General features: G+C 57.7%; 18 protein-coding genes. 7 read left to right on the top strand and 11 right to left on the bottom strand.

What is annotated here, in order from left to right:
- The first annotated feature begins 19 nt into the window (after positions 1-19).
- A complete protein-coding gene (locus tag ABSE13_RS04915) occupies positions 20-424 on the top strand; it encodes a hypothetical protein (protein ID WP_424027381.1) in 405 nt (134 codons plus the stop codon).
- Positions 425-843: 419 nt separating this feature from the next.
- On the opposite strand, the gene ABSE13_RS04910 is transcribed toward ABSE13_RS04915, so the two are convergent.
- The 7 genes from ABSE13_RS04910 to ABSE13_RS04880 are packed head-to-tail and all read right to left on the bottom strand — an operon-like array spanning position 844 to position 5,420.
- On the bottom strand, positions 844-3,261 hold the full coding sequence (locus ABSE13_RS04910) for an Eco57I restriction-modification methylase domain-containing protein (RefSeq protein ID WP_424027380.1): 2,418 nt from the start codon (positions 3,259-3,261) through the stop codon (positions 844-846).
- Between the two features lie 58 nt (positions 3,262-3,319).
- On the bottom strand, positions 3,320-3,532 hold the full coding sequence (locus tag ABSE13_RS04905) for a hypothetical protein (protein WP_424027379.1): 213 nt from the start codon (positions 3,530-3,532) through the stop codon (positions 3,320-3,322).
- Between the two features lie 46 nt (positions 3,533-3,578).
- Positions 3,579-3,935 carry a hypothetical protein gene (locus tag ABSE13_RS04900; RefSeq protein ID WP_424027378.1) on the bottom strand — a complete coding sequence of 119 codons (357 nt, stop codon included), beginning with the start codon at positions 3,933-3,935 and terminating at the stop codon, positions 3,579-3,581.
- A gap of 1 nt (position 3,936) precedes the next feature.
- Positions 3,937-4,158: a hypothetical protein gene (locus ABSE13_RS04895; protein ID WP_424027377.1), complete on the bottom strand. Its 222-nt coding sequence runs from the start codon at positions 4,156-4,158 to the stop codon at positions 3,937-3,939.
- Complete coding sequence (locus tag ABSE13_RS04890; protein WP_424027376.1) at positions 4,155-4,472, bottom strand: hypothetical protein; 318 nt, start codon at positions 4,470-4,472, stop codon at positions 4,155-4,157. The genes ABSE13_RS04895 and ABSE13_RS04890 overlap by 4 nt, the downstream gene beginning before the upstream one ends.
- Before the next feature lie 3 nt (positions 4,473-4,475).
- Positions 4,476-4,859, bottom strand: coding sequence for a hypothetical protein (locus ABSE13_RS04885; RefSeq protein ID WP_424027375.1), 384 nt, complete (start codon positions 4,857-4,859; stop codon positions 4,476-4,478).
- A 51-nt stretch (positions 4,860-4,910) separates the two neighbouring features.
- Positions 4,911-5,420 carry a hypothetical protein gene (locus tag ABSE13_RS04880; RefSeq protein WP_424027374.1) on the bottom strand — a complete coding sequence of 170 codons (510 nt, stop codon included), beginning with the start codon at positions 5,418-5,420 and terminating at the stop codon, positions 4,911-4,913.
- A gap of 210 nt (positions 5,421-5,630) precedes the next feature.
- Between ABSE13_RS04880 and ABSE13_RS04875 the strand changes: the two genes are divergently transcribed.
- From ABSE13_RS04875 to ABSE13_RS04860, 4 genes are all read left to right on the top strand, one after another.
- Positions 5,631-6,566: a deoxyhypusine synthase gene (locus tag ABSE13_RS04875; protein ID WP_424027373.1), complete on the top strand. Its 936-nt coding sequence runs from the start codon at positions 5,631-5,633 to the stop codon at positions 6,564-6,566.
- Positions 6,563-7,195: an orotidine-5'-phosphate decarboxylase gene (gene pyrF, locus ABSE13_RS04870; protein WP_424027372.1), complete on the top strand. Its 633-nt coding sequence runs from the start codon at positions 6,563-6,565 to the stop codon at positions 7,193-7,195. The genes ABSE13_RS04875 and pyrF overlap by 4 nt, the downstream gene beginning before the upstream one ends.
- Positions 7,196-7,327: 132 nt before the next feature.
- Complete coding sequence (nrdD, locus tag ABSE13_RS04865; protein WP_424027371.1) at positions 7,328-7,690, top strand: anaerobic ribonucleoside-triphosphate reductase; 363 nt, start codon at positions 7,328-7,330, stop codon at positions 7,688-7,690.
- Positions 7,687-8,577, top strand: a complete 891-nt coding sequence (locus ABSE13_RS04860) for an adenosylcobinamide amidohydrolase (protein WP_424027370.1) — start codon at positions 7,687-7,689, stop codon at positions 8,575-8,577. The genes nrdD and ABSE13_RS04860 overlap by 4 nt, the downstream gene beginning before the upstream one ends.
- Positions 8,578-8,803: 226 nt before the next feature.
- On the opposite strand, the gene ABSE13_RS04855 is transcribed toward ABSE13_RS04860, so the two are convergent.
- On the bottom strand, positions 8,804-8,998 hold the full coding sequence (locus ABSE13_RS04855) for a DUF1858 domain-containing protein (protein WP_424027369.1): 195 nt from the start codon (positions 8,996-8,998) through the stop codon (positions 8,804-8,806).
- 186 nt (positions 8,999-9,184) lie between these two features.
- On the opposite strand from ABSE13_RS04855, the gene ABSE13_RS04850 reads away from it, so the two are divergent.
- Both ABSE13_RS04850 and ABSE13_RS04845 read left to right on the top strand, forming a co-directional pair.
- Positions 9,185-10,438 carry a nucleotide-binding protein gene (locus tag ABSE13_RS04850; RefSeq protein WP_424027368.1) on the top strand — a complete coding sequence of 418 codons (1,254 nt, stop codon included), beginning with the start codon at positions 9,185-9,187 and terminating at the stop codon, positions 10,436-10,438.
- Complete coding sequence (locus tag ABSE13_RS04845; RefSeq protein WP_424027367.1) at positions 10,435-11,034, top strand: RPA family protein; 600 nt, start codon at positions 10,435-10,437, stop codon at positions 11,032-11,034. Before ABSE13_RS04850 ends, ABSE13_RS04845 begins: the two co-directional genes overlap by 4 nt.
- Before the next feature lie 40 nt (positions 11,035-11,074).
- On the opposite strand, the gene ABSE13_RS04840 is transcribed toward ABSE13_RS04845, so the two are convergent.
- From ABSE13_RS04840 to ABSE13_RS04830, 3 genes are all read right to left on the bottom strand, one after another.
- Entirely contained in the window at positions 11,075-11,581 is a 507-nt protein-coding gene (locus tag ABSE13_RS04840) for a zinc ribbon domain-containing protein (RefSeq protein WP_424027366.1), read from the bottom strand.
- Between the two features lie 392 nt (positions 11,582-11,973).
- Entirely contained in the window at positions 11,974-12,654 is a 681-nt protein-coding gene (gene ribB / locus ABSE13_RS04835) for a 3,4-dihydroxy-2-butanone-4-phosphate synthase (RefSeq protein WP_424027365.1), read from the bottom strand.
- Positions 12,651-13,316 carry a DUF120 domain-containing protein gene (locus ABSE13_RS04830; protein WP_424027364.1) on the bottom strand — a complete coding sequence of 222 codons (666 nt, stop codon included), beginning with the start codon at positions 13,314-13,316 and terminating at the stop codon, positions 12,651-12,653. The genes ribB and ABSE13_RS04830 overlap by 4 nt, the downstream gene beginning before the upstream one ends.
- Positions 13,317-13,399: the final 83 nt, after the last annotated feature.

Here is a 13,399-nt window from a genome sequence, read left to right as displayed (position 1 = left end):
GAACTGGAAGTGAAATGTTATGCGGGGACGAAAGGCAGCCAGCCTGAAGGATGAAGCGAAAAAATGCGCAGAACGCATGGGCTACCACTGGACGGACAATACCGATCCGTCCGTAAGTTTTGACGGGTTTATGTACAGGCCATCAATCATGTTTGCGGTGAAACTGAAAAAACACCGGTACGGGCTCAGCTATGATTGTATCATTGAACAAGAATTCCCGGAGGATGTCGCGGATTTCCGGGCGCTTCCCATTCCGCCGTACATTCCCCGCGAGCTCTGGGTCCGGACCCAGAACGAGCGGGCTTATCGCCGGTTCTACGTTCCTGCCCGATACCACTGCGGAGATCGAAGAGAACACAGCGGAAAACTACCGGAACACCCACTACCGGGAAGAGTACTGGAAGAAGGCCCCGTACCGGATTGACATACCCCTCCGTAAGGAGGGGGACAAGGAGGGATGAAGTCAGATAAGCCCGTAAAACGCTCCTTTTGCCAAACGGACGAAGGTCATTTCCGGGCGGAGTGGAAATGATGTCCACGCCAATGAAAAATCCTGTGTATCACACGATTCCGCAGGAATAAAAGGAGAAATGGCGCTTTTGAACCTGCAAAATAGCGGGCTTGCAGCAGCCCCCATTTTTTGCACATAGTTCAGGAGGTTTGAAAAAAGAGGCTGCCCGGAGGCTGATATGACCGTTTTGGAGGGGGGCCGTGACGGAAAGACACTGTCACGACCTCTGTCGAAGAACCCTGCCGGGTTCTTCTCATGACCCGGGTCTGATGACCCCCGCACATCGCAGAAATTGGAATTTCCTCTCCATCCACTCCAGCCTGCTCTGCCGTTCAGGCAGAGTTCGCTTCAGCCACTGCAATCTCCTCTTCACTCAGCCCGTAGAGTTCATACACGATCCGGTCGATCTTCCGGTCGGCTGCCTCAATTTTTTCCCGGAGTGTCCCGCATTGTTCATCCGTCTCTGCACGCGAGACCTGCTTCTTGAGATCCAGCACCCTGGTCACGAGCGAAACGATCCGGTCGTGCCGGCCAGCATCAGCCGGGTCATCGAAATCCGGCGTGTAGACCGGGAGGTACCGGAGATCGTCCCATGAGTACTCCGCCCGTTCGCGTCCGGACATGCTCGCAGTTTTCGCAAACACGAACGCGATCAGCCGGCTGTTCAAGACACCGGCAAGGTACGGGCCGGACGCCGGGAGCGCAACAGCCCCGCTGCCGGGGATTGCCAGGCCGCCATCATAGAAAAATGCAGGCTGCCTAAACCTTTCCCGGAAAAAGATTTGCGGGGATTTTTCCCGGAAGCTGTCATCTTCACACGCGGTCTCCCACCAGCAATCCCCGGGACCAGCCGGCTTCGTTTTCGTTCCGCCACCGGCATGCGCTGCCTGACCGATCTGTTCTTTGAGGAGCCGGGCCAGTGCCGGGTGCCGTTTCTTAAACCAGCGCCAGGGGTTGGCCACTGCGGCCGGGTGGCCAATAGTCCAGCCATCTGGTATGAAGATCCTATAAAAACCCAATAACGCCGGCTCGTACCGCCCGATCGCAGCACCGTCAATCACCGGCCGCAGGAAGGATTTGCACCGGGGGTCCGCGCTGACCAGTGCATTCCGGGCCCGGGCATCGATCACGAATCCCGGGCCCGGAATGCACCCGGTTCCCGTATGCAGTTCCCCCATCACGTACTCTTCGAGCGGAGTGCCAGCCTGCCGGATTTTCTCAACGATCGCCTCCGCCCGGGTATCCCGCAACGACCAGCCGCCCTCGCCGAGCGCTTCGTGGTCTACGGGAAACGCATACCTCACCACGAACTCTTCAATATTTCCCACAAACCCCGCATCCACCAGCGCCACGCGGGGCCGTCGGGACGGGGGCTGGTTGATCACCCGGATAATACAAAGCCCGGGTCCATCAGGATCCCCGCCAGTACCGGCAATGCAGGTAACCTCATCGATCTGGTGTGTTATGAGCAGCGAGCGGAGCGATGTGCCGGTACGGCCCCGGAGCCAGCGATCGGTAGTACACATGCCAAGGGTCCCGCCGGACCGGAGCAGTGTGAATCCCTTCTCGATGAAGAATGCAGACCGGTCGGCTGCCGGATCATAGACTGCGTAATACCGCTGGAGGTAACGCTGGATCCACTCTTTCTGCTCGATCAAGCCCCCGGGTGGGTTCCCGATCACCGCATCGAATCCCCCGGAGGCGAAGATCTCCGGGAATTCCACGTGCCACGCAAAGGCATGGATCGTGTGACGTTCCCGCGCCGGGCAGAACGCCCATGACTCGTCGTCCACGATATCCGGACCGATCAGGGCATCCCCGCACCGTATCATATGCCTGAGTTCCCGAAAGATCCCTGCGGAAAAGCCGAGGAACTGTGCCTGCGGGACCGGCCTGTCACCTTCGCAGAGCATGAAGAGGAGGAGCATCGTGGTTGCGGTAACTGCGTGCCGGTTTGAGTCCACCCCGTGGAGCGAGCCCGTGAGGATCGCGTGCCGCTCCTCAAAGGTCAGCCGTTCTCCGCCACGGGAAGAAAGAAGGTACCGGAACGCGGAGAGCAGCACCGTGCCGGTCCCGCAGGCGGGATCAATTACCCGGACCGGCAGCAGTTCATGCTTCGACCGGCCTTCTTCGGCCGCACGCAGGGCATTCCCGGCGAGATACCGGATCACGGGGGGCGGGGGTACCTGACTGCCACAGGAGAGTACCGTGTCATGAGTATCGACCACGTCAGCCTGGTGCACAGCAGACCGACGGATCGTGCGGGCAAGGTACCGGGACAGCACCTCTGCAATGGTTTCGGTCTCCATAACGGCGAACCTGTACGGCCGGCCCGTGGAAAGGAGACGGGTAAGGATGGCATGGACCACGCGATCTTCAATTACCAGTGTCCCTATCGGCACTGCACCGTGAGGGGCCGCACCCGTCTCCATTTCAAAGAGCACAGCAAGCGGGGCCGCGATCTCGAGCAGCTGCCCGTACCGGTCTGCGTGATCTGCTATTTCCTGCAGGGTGCCTTCCCCAACAAGGCCCCTGTCCTCCGCAATCCGCAGGAAGAGAAACGAGAACAGGATCCGGTTCGTGGCAGCAGCGATCCCCCCGCTCCTGAGGGCAAGGTTGTTTCGTGCTATGCTCCGGGCAAGCTGCTCCCGCCAGTGCGTGAGATCGTGGAAGAGGGCGTTTGCCGCCCGGTCTGGATCTCCGGAGGGGGCATCCGACCTTTCCGGTGCTGCAGGATCCAGGCACGACATTGTTGTAGTACTTCGTGAGAGGAAAAATAATCATATGGATGGAAAAAAGCGGGGAAGATTATCCTTTGCCCGTCAGCGAATGGATCTTTATCAGCCCGGCACAGGACCTGCAGGTGTACAAATCCTCCTTCCAGCAGGCATCGCACGCCCAGCGCCCGCAGAGCACGCACTGGCGGAGCTCTGATACCGGGTGGGGCGTGCTGCAGAGATCACACGTGTACTGCGCGAAGCTATGGGGATCCTTTGCCGGGGGTTCCCCCTGTTTCCGCATCACCGTAACCTCTTTTTTCAGCTCGCGAAAGCGATCGGGGGAGTCCTTACTTTTTTGTGCTTCCTTTCCCGGCAAGCTCTTTTTCCAGAGTGTCAAGTCGTGCCTCCAGCGATACCAGCATGGTCTGCATCCCGGACTCGTAGTTCTTCAGATCAGCAAGGCGTGCTTCATTCTGCTCAATCTCCGGGGTCCTTTGTTCCCTGAACGTCTGGAGTTTCGGGTGGGAGACCAGCTGCCATTCCTCCACCATGCTCTGGAACCTGCGGTCAAGGTATTCATCTACCCGGCTCTCCACCGGGCGGGTGAGCGATATATTCCCTTTTGCGCCCCGGAAAAAATAATACACCAAGAACACGGTGACACAGAGGATGAGGACGAGGATTATGAATTCCAGTATGTCCATGTCAGATCCTCCCTTTCAGTTTGCCGGCACGGTTTTCCAGCTCGGTCAGTTTGTCCGATGCTGCATGCTCAAAGGCTTTCATGCGGGGGATCTCCTGTTCGAGTGCATCCAGCCGGTTCGTAAAGTCAATAAGATCCGCCCCGGTCGAGAGATCCCATTCGTCAACTATGTATTTCATCCGGCGATCCACGTAGGCATTGAGATACGTGTTCATGCCAATCATAGCGATCTCTCCAATGATGCGATCAGGTCATCCAGCTGTTTTGCCCGCGCTTCGATGGTCACTTTTCCTGCATAAAAACCACTGATCTCATCGGTTACCCGTGTCAGCCGGCTTTCGAGCCGGTGGAGATCGCTTTCGGTCACGAGGTCCCATTCCTCGATAATGGCAGCAAAGTGCTGGTCGAAATAGGCATCAAGCGATTTATCGAGTGTCGGGACCCTGGATTCGATCGTCCCGGGGACTTGGGAGAACTGGTCCCAGAACGAACCGCCCGTCAGATTCTGGTCCGGGTTCTGGTTGACAACAGGGTACATGGTTTACTTCACCTTCTTTTCCTGTTCCTGGACATTACTGAGGAGGTTATCCAGTTTTCTCGTTTTCACGAGGTTCTCAAGCCGGGTTAAACGCATCTCAAGGAGTTTTTCCTTTGCATAGAGAGTCGTTTCAAGGTCTGTGTTCTCATCTTCGACCTGTCTGATCGCAGCGGTCTGCTCTGCAGAGAGCCGGGTAAATGAGAATACCCTGGAGGCTTCGTGCTGCTGGAGGAGTTTGAGTTTATCCTTCTCCAGTTCCAGTTCGGTCGTACGGTTGGAGGTCTTCATGATCCGTATCTCACGGATGATGAGATACACGACTGCCATACCGAGAACGACAAGGATTCCCACAAGAACGGTGTCGGTGATTACTGCATCTGGTGCCATTGATTCTCCCTGTTACCGGATTGTTATCCCTTTCTTTTTAAACCGGTGCTATTACCGGTTATCCCTGGATCCTGTTGCCTTCTTCACGGTTTTCTTAACGGTACCGGCAGTTTTTACTGCCGCCTTTCCGATGCGGTCCGATACTTTCTTTGTCTCTTTTTTTGCAGAAACTGCAGTTTCTGCTGCTTCGGTCTTTACCCCGCCCGCAGTTTTCCTGATCGCGTCATCCAGTTTACCGGCACTCTTTGAGAGGGATGTGCCTGCATTGGCTGCCGCCTTTTTGATCTTTTCCTGCAGAGGGGGGGTTTTCCTGACAAGAACTTCATCGTCATCATTGAGGCCAAGCGCTTTGAGATCCTCTTCGCTCACGCGGACCTGCCCCTGCCGCACCATGGTATCAGCGATGACCGTGGTTGTGACGGATTTTTTGGTAGTTTCATTGATGAGATCGACACGATCCCCTTCAAGTATTCCCAGATCGGGGAGGTGCGCGATATTGAAGCGCACCCGTCCCTGGCTCGGAAATGCCCTCTTTCTGAGGGTTAGCCGGACTTCCTGCATAGTGGAAAGACCATCCCGAAAGGGTATATACCTTCCTGAAACCGGTACAAAAAATATATCCATCTGGTCGTTGTGTAATACGTGGCAGAGAATTCCGGGCGATTCCATAAGGACAGGGGAGATTCGTTCAATCGGGTCATGACGTGATTCTTCCTGAAACACTGTTATCAGCCAAGAAGATCAATACTCCTGCACCAAGTGGGGAGAATCATGACGCAACCATGCGATGAGCCGGTCACCCAGCTCCATGTGAAGCCGGGCATGACGGTCAACGAACTGGTGGAGGCAATGGGCGGGGCCGGCGCTTACAACGGCGGGGCGCTGTACCGGGCTGCCAACATCTGCGAGCAGATGCTGCGCGACCCCGAGGCTACGAAGTTTTTCGGGCTGGCCGGGGCAATGGTGCCTGCGGGAATGGGCGGGATCGTCTCGGACCTGATCCGGGCAAAACACATCGACGTGCTCGTCTCGACCGGCGCCAACCTCACGCACGATGTCATCGAGGCGATCGGGTGCCACCATTTCCATGGCACCGCGTTCTGCAACGACATCGAGCTCCGGCACGATGAGATCAACCGGATCTACGATGTCTACCTCCCGAACGAGGCATTCGAGCACTTCGAGGCGTTCATGCAGGAAGTCTTTGGCGAGCTCGAGCCCGGAAGCACAATCTCCATCTCCGCACTCCTTGAACACATCGGGAAGCACGCGAAATCCGGCATCCTGCACACCGCGGCCCGTAACCATATTCCGATCTACTGCCCTGCCGTGCAGGACTCGATGATCGGCCTCCAGTACTGGCTCTTCTCGCAGACGAACAAGGTGACCGTGGACGCATTCGCCGACATGCCGGCCCTCATGGACCGCTGCTTCTCGGTGAAAAAGGCCGGTGCACTGCTCGTTGGCGGCGGCGTGCCCAAGAACTTCATCCTCCAGAGCATGCTCATGACCCCGAACGGGTTCGATTACGCAGTGCAGCTGACGGGCGACCGGCCGGACCTCGGCGGGCTCTCGGGCGCAACGCTGGACGAGGCCCGGTCGTGGGGCAAGATCACGGAGGAAGCGCAGGCTGTGACTGTCTATGGAGACGCGACGATCACCCTCCCCATGCTGGTCGCCGCTGTCATGGAGCGGATGGCGAAATGACAGAGCTGATTCTTGCGCTGGACGTACCCGTAAAGAGAGAGGCGCTTGCAATCGCCGAACTGTGCGCCCCGCATCTCGACGCGATCAAGCTCGGTTACCCGCTCGTTCTCTCGGCCGGCCTCTCCATAGCGCGGGATCTCGAGGCGCTGGACCTCCCGCTCATCGCGGACTTCAAGCTGGCCGACATCCCCAACACGAACCGGCTGATCGCCGAGCAGGTCTTCGATGCCGGGTTCTCCTCGATCATCTGCCACGGTTTCACCGGGGGCGATGCAGTGCAGGCCTGCGTGGACGCGGCCGCCGATTACGGGGGCGCATGCTTCGTAGTGGCGGAGATGAGCCATCCCGGGGCCACCGCATTCTTCCATAGCGGGACCGCGGAGAAGATCGCGGAGCTCGCGGTCTCCTGCGGTGCCGACGGGATCATTGCCCCGGCCACCCGGCCGGAGCGCGTGAAAATCCTTCGGAAGATCGTGGGGAACCGGAAGATCCTCTCACCGGGAGTCGGAGCCCAGGGCGGGGACGCAGCAGCGATCGCACAGATCGTGGACGGGATCATCGTGGGACGGGCAATTTACGAAGCAAAGGACCCGGTAACCGCGATAAAGACGTTTTCATCTGTCCGGTAAGGAGTAAAGATTTATTAATATACTCCAAATCCTGACCAGATCCGCATATGAGCGTTTTATATACGACGAATTGCGGATTGGTCGAACCTGAAGGTTCTAAAAATTTATTAAGGACTTCTGCAATGTTATAGTATGGACTGGACCGCAGAACACCGGAAGCTGGCAGAGAAATACAAGAAATTAACCGATATCCCGGAAAGCGAACGCAAGTACAAGTGCCACACCTGCCACCTCATCGTTGAGGAGAACCCGTGTCCGAACTGCGGCGAGACTCACCTCGAGCTGATGTGTCCGCTCGACCACTGCCACTGCACCCATGAAGTGATCTCGGGGATCGAGTACTGCCCGCTCTGCGGCCAGGCGGTCTGCCCCGAGTGCGGCTCCCATGACGTCACCCAAATCAGCCGGGTCACCGGGTACCTGCAGGACGTCTCCGGCTGGAATGCCGGCAAGCAGCAGGAGCTCAAGGACCGTACCCGATATTCCGTTGCATGAGATATTACCTCAATACCAATACTCTTTTCATCCGCGGAACGTTCCGCGCTGCCAGCACCGGCATCGCCGGCGGCATCCGTTCCGTTGCCACGCTCTTCAACCACACCGTGCCGCCCGGCTGGGATGATGCGGACCCGGGAAAGGAGATAGAGCTTGTTGCTGCTGGCGCCGGGATCGGCAGCGAACTCTTCGGGCTCCTGACTGCGATCCCCGTCAACCAGACGTGCGTGCTCCAGTACGACTGCATCACGGTTTTCATCACTGCCGGCATCCGGCGTGAACCCCCGTCCGGTGCCGGCACGATCAACATCATCGTGCACAGCAGAGAGGGGATGGAGGACGCGGCCCTGCTTGAACTGATCATGGTGGCTACGGAAGCCAAAACCGAGGCGCTGCTTGCTCTCGATCTTCCGCTCACCGGGACACCAGCGGACGCCGTGATCACTGCCTGTGAGGGTGAGACCCGGCACCGGTACGCCGGCAGGCTCACGGAGCCCGGCCTCCGGGTACGCGAGGCAGTGCTCCACGGTATCCCCGAGGCTCTCCGGCGCCATGATGCGGGCGTATCGTCAGGAAGACCCGCCTTCTTCGTCTACAGCCGGCTTCAGGGGGGGCACTGGATAGAATGGTCCCCGCACGAATGCCCGTACTATCCCTGTCACTTCAAGGGACAGTCCTGCGACTTCTGTTACTGCCCGTTCTATCCCTGCCAAACCGAGTCGCTCGGCCAGTGGGTGGAGAGCTCGCATGGCGGCCGGGTCTGGAACTGCGCGGGCTGCACGCTCCTCCATGCACCGGCAGTTGCAACCTATCTCAGGAAATACCCCGGGGCATCACGCTGGGAGCTGATGAAGTTCGCTGCAGCACATAAGGGAGAAATACCGTAATCCTGTGGCAGTGATCATTGGCTGCTGCCGGTACAGGAGTCCCGTTACGGCATATCCCGTGACCTGTATTTTTCCTGGTTTTAATGATCCGGATCCCGGATGCAGAGACAGGATAGTGTACTTCAATTATCCAATACCAATGCAGAGCCTCAGGCCCACATAAAAAAAAGTATTTACTCCTTGATGCTCGTGCGGTTTTACTGCACGACTAAAAGAATATTGTAAATTATTCTTTTACGCCAAGGGCAGAGAGGAGTTCGGGGAGGGGGATGCCGTGGGCCTCGGCGGCTTCACGGATGGTCTCGCCGCGGGCGATCGCACACCCGACACAGCCCATGCCGAACTTGAAGAGCGCTTCGGTGGCCTCGGGCTTTGCCTTGAGGAGTTCATAGATGGTGCTGTCAGCAGTGATCTCAGTCATAGTATCTCTTAGTCGGTTTTCAGGTCAGATAAATCTCTCCATAGTGGCTACAAGCAGCCGGCCCGGTTCGGGCAGGTGAGGTAATCCGGCACCTGCGATCCCGGATGCAAAGCAACACTTTCATTCCGCATGGTAGCACACTTATACCCTAAGTAATTTTTGAATTATAGTTGGAGATGTATGAAAATGGATTATTCAGAAGCAGCAGACAGAATCTCCCGAAAATTTGCAAAAGGCGGCCAGACCCCCGACGTAAAGAAGATCGAGGGAAAGCTCCGCAGGCTCGTGGATGAATTCGGCGTCCAGCCCTCCGAGGCGGAACGTAGTGTAACAAACGAACTCGCAAAGGAGTACAACCTCCCCGTCCCGGGATCCGGCCTCAGTCCGGCCGGCGGAAAAGGTGGCGGGACGGAAGAGAAGAAGATCGCAGAGAGCGTTCCCGGGGAGTGGGTAACCATCGAGGGCAAGGTTGTAGGTCTCTCCCAGCCAGCCTCCCCCTCGATCGCACAGAGCGGGATCATCGCAGACGAATCAGGAGCAATCCGGTTCGTGGTCTGGGCCAAGTCGAACGCCCCCGCAATGGCCGAAGGCTCGTGGTACCGTATTGAATCGGCGGTCGTGGACGAGTTCAAGGGGATCGCAAACCTCAAGATCCATTCCGGGACCACGATCAAGGAGATCAACGATGACAGGTCACTCATCCCGACACCGACACCGATCAAGGACCAGCACCCCGGGATCGGCTGCGTGCGGGCAAAATTTGTCCAGGAGTGGGACGCCTCCCACGACCGGATGCTCCAGTCCGGCCTGCTGGGCGACGAGACCGGCACGATCAAGTTCGTGATGTGGAAGGAGCCCGGCAAAGAGAAACTCGTGCCTGGCGCTGTTTACAATATCTTTTATGCCGGTGTTGACGAGTTCAACGGCCGGCTCTCCCTGAACCTGAACACGGCGACTATCCTGCAGGAGGAGGGCGAGATCGAGGTCAGCGGAGGTGAGGCGGAGGTGACCGGGGCGATCGTGCATATCGCGCCAGGGTCCGGCATTATCAAGCGCTGCCCGGTGGAAGGCTGCAACCGTGCCCTCTCGCGCCAGAACTACTGCCCGGTCCACGAGATCCAGCCGAAGTTCGTATACGATCTCCGGATCAAGGGCTGGCTCGATGACGGGGAGAAGACCCACAACGTCCTGCTCCAGCGGGACGTGGTGGAGTCGCTCACCGGCATCACCCTTGCGGGGGCGCAGGAGATCGCGGAGAACAACCCGCTCGGCATGGACGAGGTCTTCCTCCAGATGCGGGATAAGGTGCTCGGCCGGTATATCACCTGCCACGGCAGGGAAATCGAGAACCGCGTGCTCGTCAATAAATGCGAGAAAATTACGTTCAGCACGGCGGATCATACGGCCCTGCTGAACCGCGCCGGGGGGGCACCGTCATGAGCACGAATGCAAAGGACATGGGACGCAGGGAAGGCGCCTTCGAGCGCGAGCCCGCACGCCGGGTCTTTGCCGCGGAACTCCGGGAATGCCGGTACCAGTTCAAGGACGGCGAAGACGAGAAGAGCCCGACATTTGTCCTGCTGCCAAGCGGCGAACGCTCGAACCGTATATTCATTGTCGGAACACTGACCGAGAAGACACGGCAGGGCGAGCAGAACATATTCTACCGGGGTCGCGTGGTCGATCCGACCGGCACGTTCTTCATCATGGCCGGCAGCTACCAGCCCGAGGCAATGCAGCAGCTGGCGAAGATCGAGACGCCGGCATTCGTTGCCGTTATCGGCAAGCCCAACCTGTACCAGAAGCCGGACGGAACGTTCATGGTCTCGGTCCGGGTCGAGTCGATCACGGTTGTCGATAAGGACACCCGCGACCTCTGGGTACTGGATGCAGCAAAGCACACGCTGGACCGGGTCGACGCGTATGCAAAGGAGCCGACACCGGATATCCTGAAGGCAAAGGAGCAGTATCCCACGATCGACCCGTCGGTCTTCCGGAAGATCGCCTACGATGCGCTGGCGCAGATCAAGATATAACTTTTTTTAAGTAATCCGGGTATTTTTTAAAAGGGGAGAATCAGAGAGCCGCATTCTGGAATATCACGCTCTCTGCACCGTTCGCGTATTTCGCCACAACAATCACGTTATTGGTGCCTGAAGTACCGTCAAACGTTTTGCTCGCGCCCGCGTTTGTGCCAAGCGTACCTTTCTGTGCCCCGTTGAGAGTCACCCTGAGCTCGGAAATATCGCCTGAGCCGCATTGATTGGTCATAACCCGGAGCTGGACAGATGAGGGCGGGACTTTCGACCCGGTGATCGCAATTATGCAGGACGGGGCCTGCGGAGCGGACGCAGCCACTGCAGTAGGCGGGGTGGTAATCGCCGGGTCCGGTATGGTCACCGGTTGAGGAGCGGAACTCATGAGGAGCACCGCGGCAACAAGGATCACGACGACGATAATGCCAACTATGATGAGATACGGTGCCAGGGAACTCTTCTCCTTCATGAGGACACGGCAGTTCGGGCAGACGGTACGACTGGATTCCACGGGTGCGCCGCAGTTCGGGCAGGTTTTCATTGCCATCCATTTCAGCTGTTTTATTTCATGCGTTATATGCGTTGTCAAATTAAATTCCGGATTATTGCATAATGAAGGGATAGTGATACGTTCCGGAAAAGTCCGGATAAAAGGCGCGATTGAAAAATGTTCAGAAATTTTGCGATCGCGATTTTTTCTGAAAAATCCGGATCCGGACAAAAAGTCAACGCCGGAGAGAGAGCTGGCGTTAGTTGTACATCCGTGTAGCGGATAATTATCCGTGTCACGGTTGGTTAACTGACACCTTGTGATCGCGTTTGAAAATGTCTGAAACTTCCAGACGGTTTCAACAGCCGCTTAGAAGCGGCTTTTTCAAACGGACATTGCTTATGATAAGCCCACCCGGAATATTGTAAAAGAAGAAGGTATTCAGTGTTTTATTTCCGCACTTTCTTCTCCTGTTCCCACCGCTCCAGGACTTCGCTCCCTTCAATAAAGACGAACCCGTGTTTGCGGGCATAGAGCTTTGCGTCCGCCTTCGAGAGGGCATAGCCGGACTCGTCGTCCAGCATCTCGCAGATCGTGACCGAGGGTGTAATGCCGGCCATCTCGGCCATCGCGATCGAGAGCTCGGTCTGGCCTTTCCGGACATCGAGGAGCCCATCCGCAGCCCGGAGGAGCGCCATGTGACCCGGCGTCCGGAACGTTTCGTGGAAGTTCACGCCGCCGCCGTTGAGGGCACGCTTTACCTGCTCGGCAATCGCGTTCACGGTGAGCGCCCGGTCCCGGTCGGTGATGCCGGTGAAGGTGTTCCGGTGGTTCACCCAGAGCGAAAAGGAGGAGTGATTCTTCCGGTCGTACGGGATGTCGCCTTCCCGTTCGGCAACCGCTATCGCCCGCAGGGCATCGCTTGCAAAAGGCAGGCCGAGGCGCTGGGCCGCGACCGGGTGGACCGCGGTGCATATCAGGCCGCCGCCGTCCTTGCGCATCCGGACAATATCCTTAGGCGTAACCGCATCAGACCGGATCGCAAAATCGGTCTCTCCCTCGCGGTCGTCAAAGTCGTAAAGGAGGATAAACTTCCCGTCCCGGAGGGCCGCAAGGGCATCGTCAATCATAGCCCCACCTCGACATTGACGCTGTCGTTGTCCTCGACGCCAAGCTTCCTGCGGAGAGCAATAGGCGCGATCACTTCGACAAGATCGTCCGGGTAGTGCGTCCTGCCGGGTACCACGATGCCGCACTTGATCGTCCCGATCCGGCATGGGATGCACCGGGCATCGCCGAAGGTCCTGCCATCCGTAGAGAAACCCTTGATGCGGATCCAGTCGAGAGCATCGATCTTCTTGCGCACGGTCATGCTCGAAGGGGCGAGCCGGATATTGAGGGTCCCCGGGTACGGCTCGAAGCCAAGAGCGGCAGTGAACTGCTCCTTGTATGGCCCGAGGCTCATGTAATACTTGCCTTCGCCGATACCGCTGACCACAGTACCGTTCAGAAGATAGGTCTTGCCGCCCTCTGAAAAAATCCGGCAGTACTCCTGGTATTCCTTCCGCAGCACTTCCTCACCAGACTTGGTCACAGTGACATGCTGGCCGTCCGCGGCCATCGTTCTTGTGATGAAACCCGCTGTTTCAAGCCCCTTGAGCCGTCGCGACGCCGTCTGCTGGCTGATCGCAAGCATCTCGCCGATGCTCTGGGTGGAGACGAAGACCGGACCATGGCACCCGCCCCGCACTGCAATCGCCTTGAGACACTGGAGATCCTCCGCTGGTATCATGCTTATCAAAATTGAGATGCTTATTATTTATGGGTTGCTCTCCGGGAAATACTCCGTCGTGGTTCGCTTTGTGTCGAATGCAT

It is taken from the genome of Methanoregula sp. (assembly GCF_049518935.1).
Lineage (GTDB): Archaea > Halobacteriota > Methanomicrobia > Methanomicrobiales > Methanospirillaceae > Methanoregula.
The sequence above is the reverse complement of the archived record's forward strand: the minus strand, read 5'-3'. Positions and strand labels throughout refer to the sequence as shown.

Excerpts from the sequence above, each read along its gene's own strand:
- ABSE13_RS04850 (WP_424027368.1), top strand. The coding sequence starts at position 9,185 with ATGGATTATTCAGAAGCAGCAGACAGAATCTCCCGAAAATTTGCAAAA.
- nrdD (WP_424027371.1), top strand. The coding sequence starts at position 7,328 with ATGGACTGGACCGCAGAACACCGGAAGCTGGCAGAGAAATACAAGAAA.
- pyrF (WP_424027372.1), top strand. The coding sequence starts at position 6,563 with ATGACAGAGCTGATTCTTGCGCTGGACGTACCCGTAAAGAGAGAGGCG.
- ABSE13_RS04880 (WP_424027374.1), bottom strand. The coding sequence starts at position 5,420 with ATGCAGGAAGTCCGGCTAACCCTCAGAAAGAGGGCATTTCCGAGCCAG.
- ABSE13_RS04895 (WP_424027377.1), bottom strand. The coding sequence starts at position 4,158 with ATGATTGGCATGAACACGTATCTCAATGCCTACGTGGATCGCCGGATG.
- ABSE13_RS04900 (WP_424027378.1), bottom strand. The coding sequence starts at position 3,935 with ATGGACATACTGGAATTCATAATCCTCGTCCTCATCCTCTGTGTCACC.
- ABSE13_RS04855 (WP_424027369.1), bottom strand. The coding sequence starts at position 8,998 with ATGACTGAGATCACTGCTGACAGCACCATCTATGAACTCCTCAAGGCA.
- ABSE13_RS04875 (WP_424027373.1), top strand. The coding sequence starts at position 5,631 with ATGACGCAACCATGCGATGAGCCGGTCACCCAGCTCCATGTGAAGCCG.
- ABSE13_RS04910 (WP_424027380.1), bottom strand. The coding sequence starts at position 3,261 with ATGTCGTGCCTGGATCCTGCAGCACCGGAAAGGTCGGATGCCCCCTCC.
- ABSE13_RS04830 (WP_424027364.1), bottom strand. The coding sequence starts at position 13,316 with ATGATACCAGCGGAGGATCTCCAGTGTCTCAAGGCGATTGCAGTGCGG.
- ABSE13_RS04885 (WP_424027375.1), bottom strand. The coding sequence starts at position 4,859 with ATGGCACCAGATGCAGTAATCACCGACACCGTTCTTGTGGGAATCCTT.
- ABSE13_RS04840 (WP_424027366.1), bottom strand. The coding sequence starts at position 11,581 with ATGGCAATGAAAACCTGCCCGAACTGCGGCGCACCCGTGGAATCCAGT.
- ABSE13_RS04915 (WP_424027381.1), top strand. The coding sequence starts at position 20 with ATGCGGGGACGAAAGGCAGCCAGCCTGAAGGATGAAGCGAAAAAATGC.
- ABSE13_RS04860 (WP_424027370.1), top strand. The coding sequence starts at position 7,687 with ATGAGATATTACCTCAATACCAATACTCTTTTCATCCGCGGAACGTTC.
- ABSE13_RS04905 (WP_424027379.1), bottom strand. The coding sequence starts at position 3,532 with ATGCGGAAACAGGGGGAACCCCCGGCAAAGGATCCCCATAGCTTCGCG.
- ribB (WP_424027365.1), bottom strand. The coding sequence starts at position 12,654 with ATGATTGACGATGCCCTTGCGGCCCTCCGGGACGGGAAGTTTATCCTC.
- ABSE13_RS04890 (WP_424027376.1), bottom strand. The coding sequence starts at position 4,472 with ATGTACCCTGTTGTCAACCAGAACCCGGACCAGAATCTGACGGGCGGT.
- ABSE13_RS04845 (WP_424027367.1), top strand. The coding sequence starts at position 10,435 with ATGAGCACGAATGCAAAGGACATGGGACGCAGGGAAGGCGCCTTCGAG.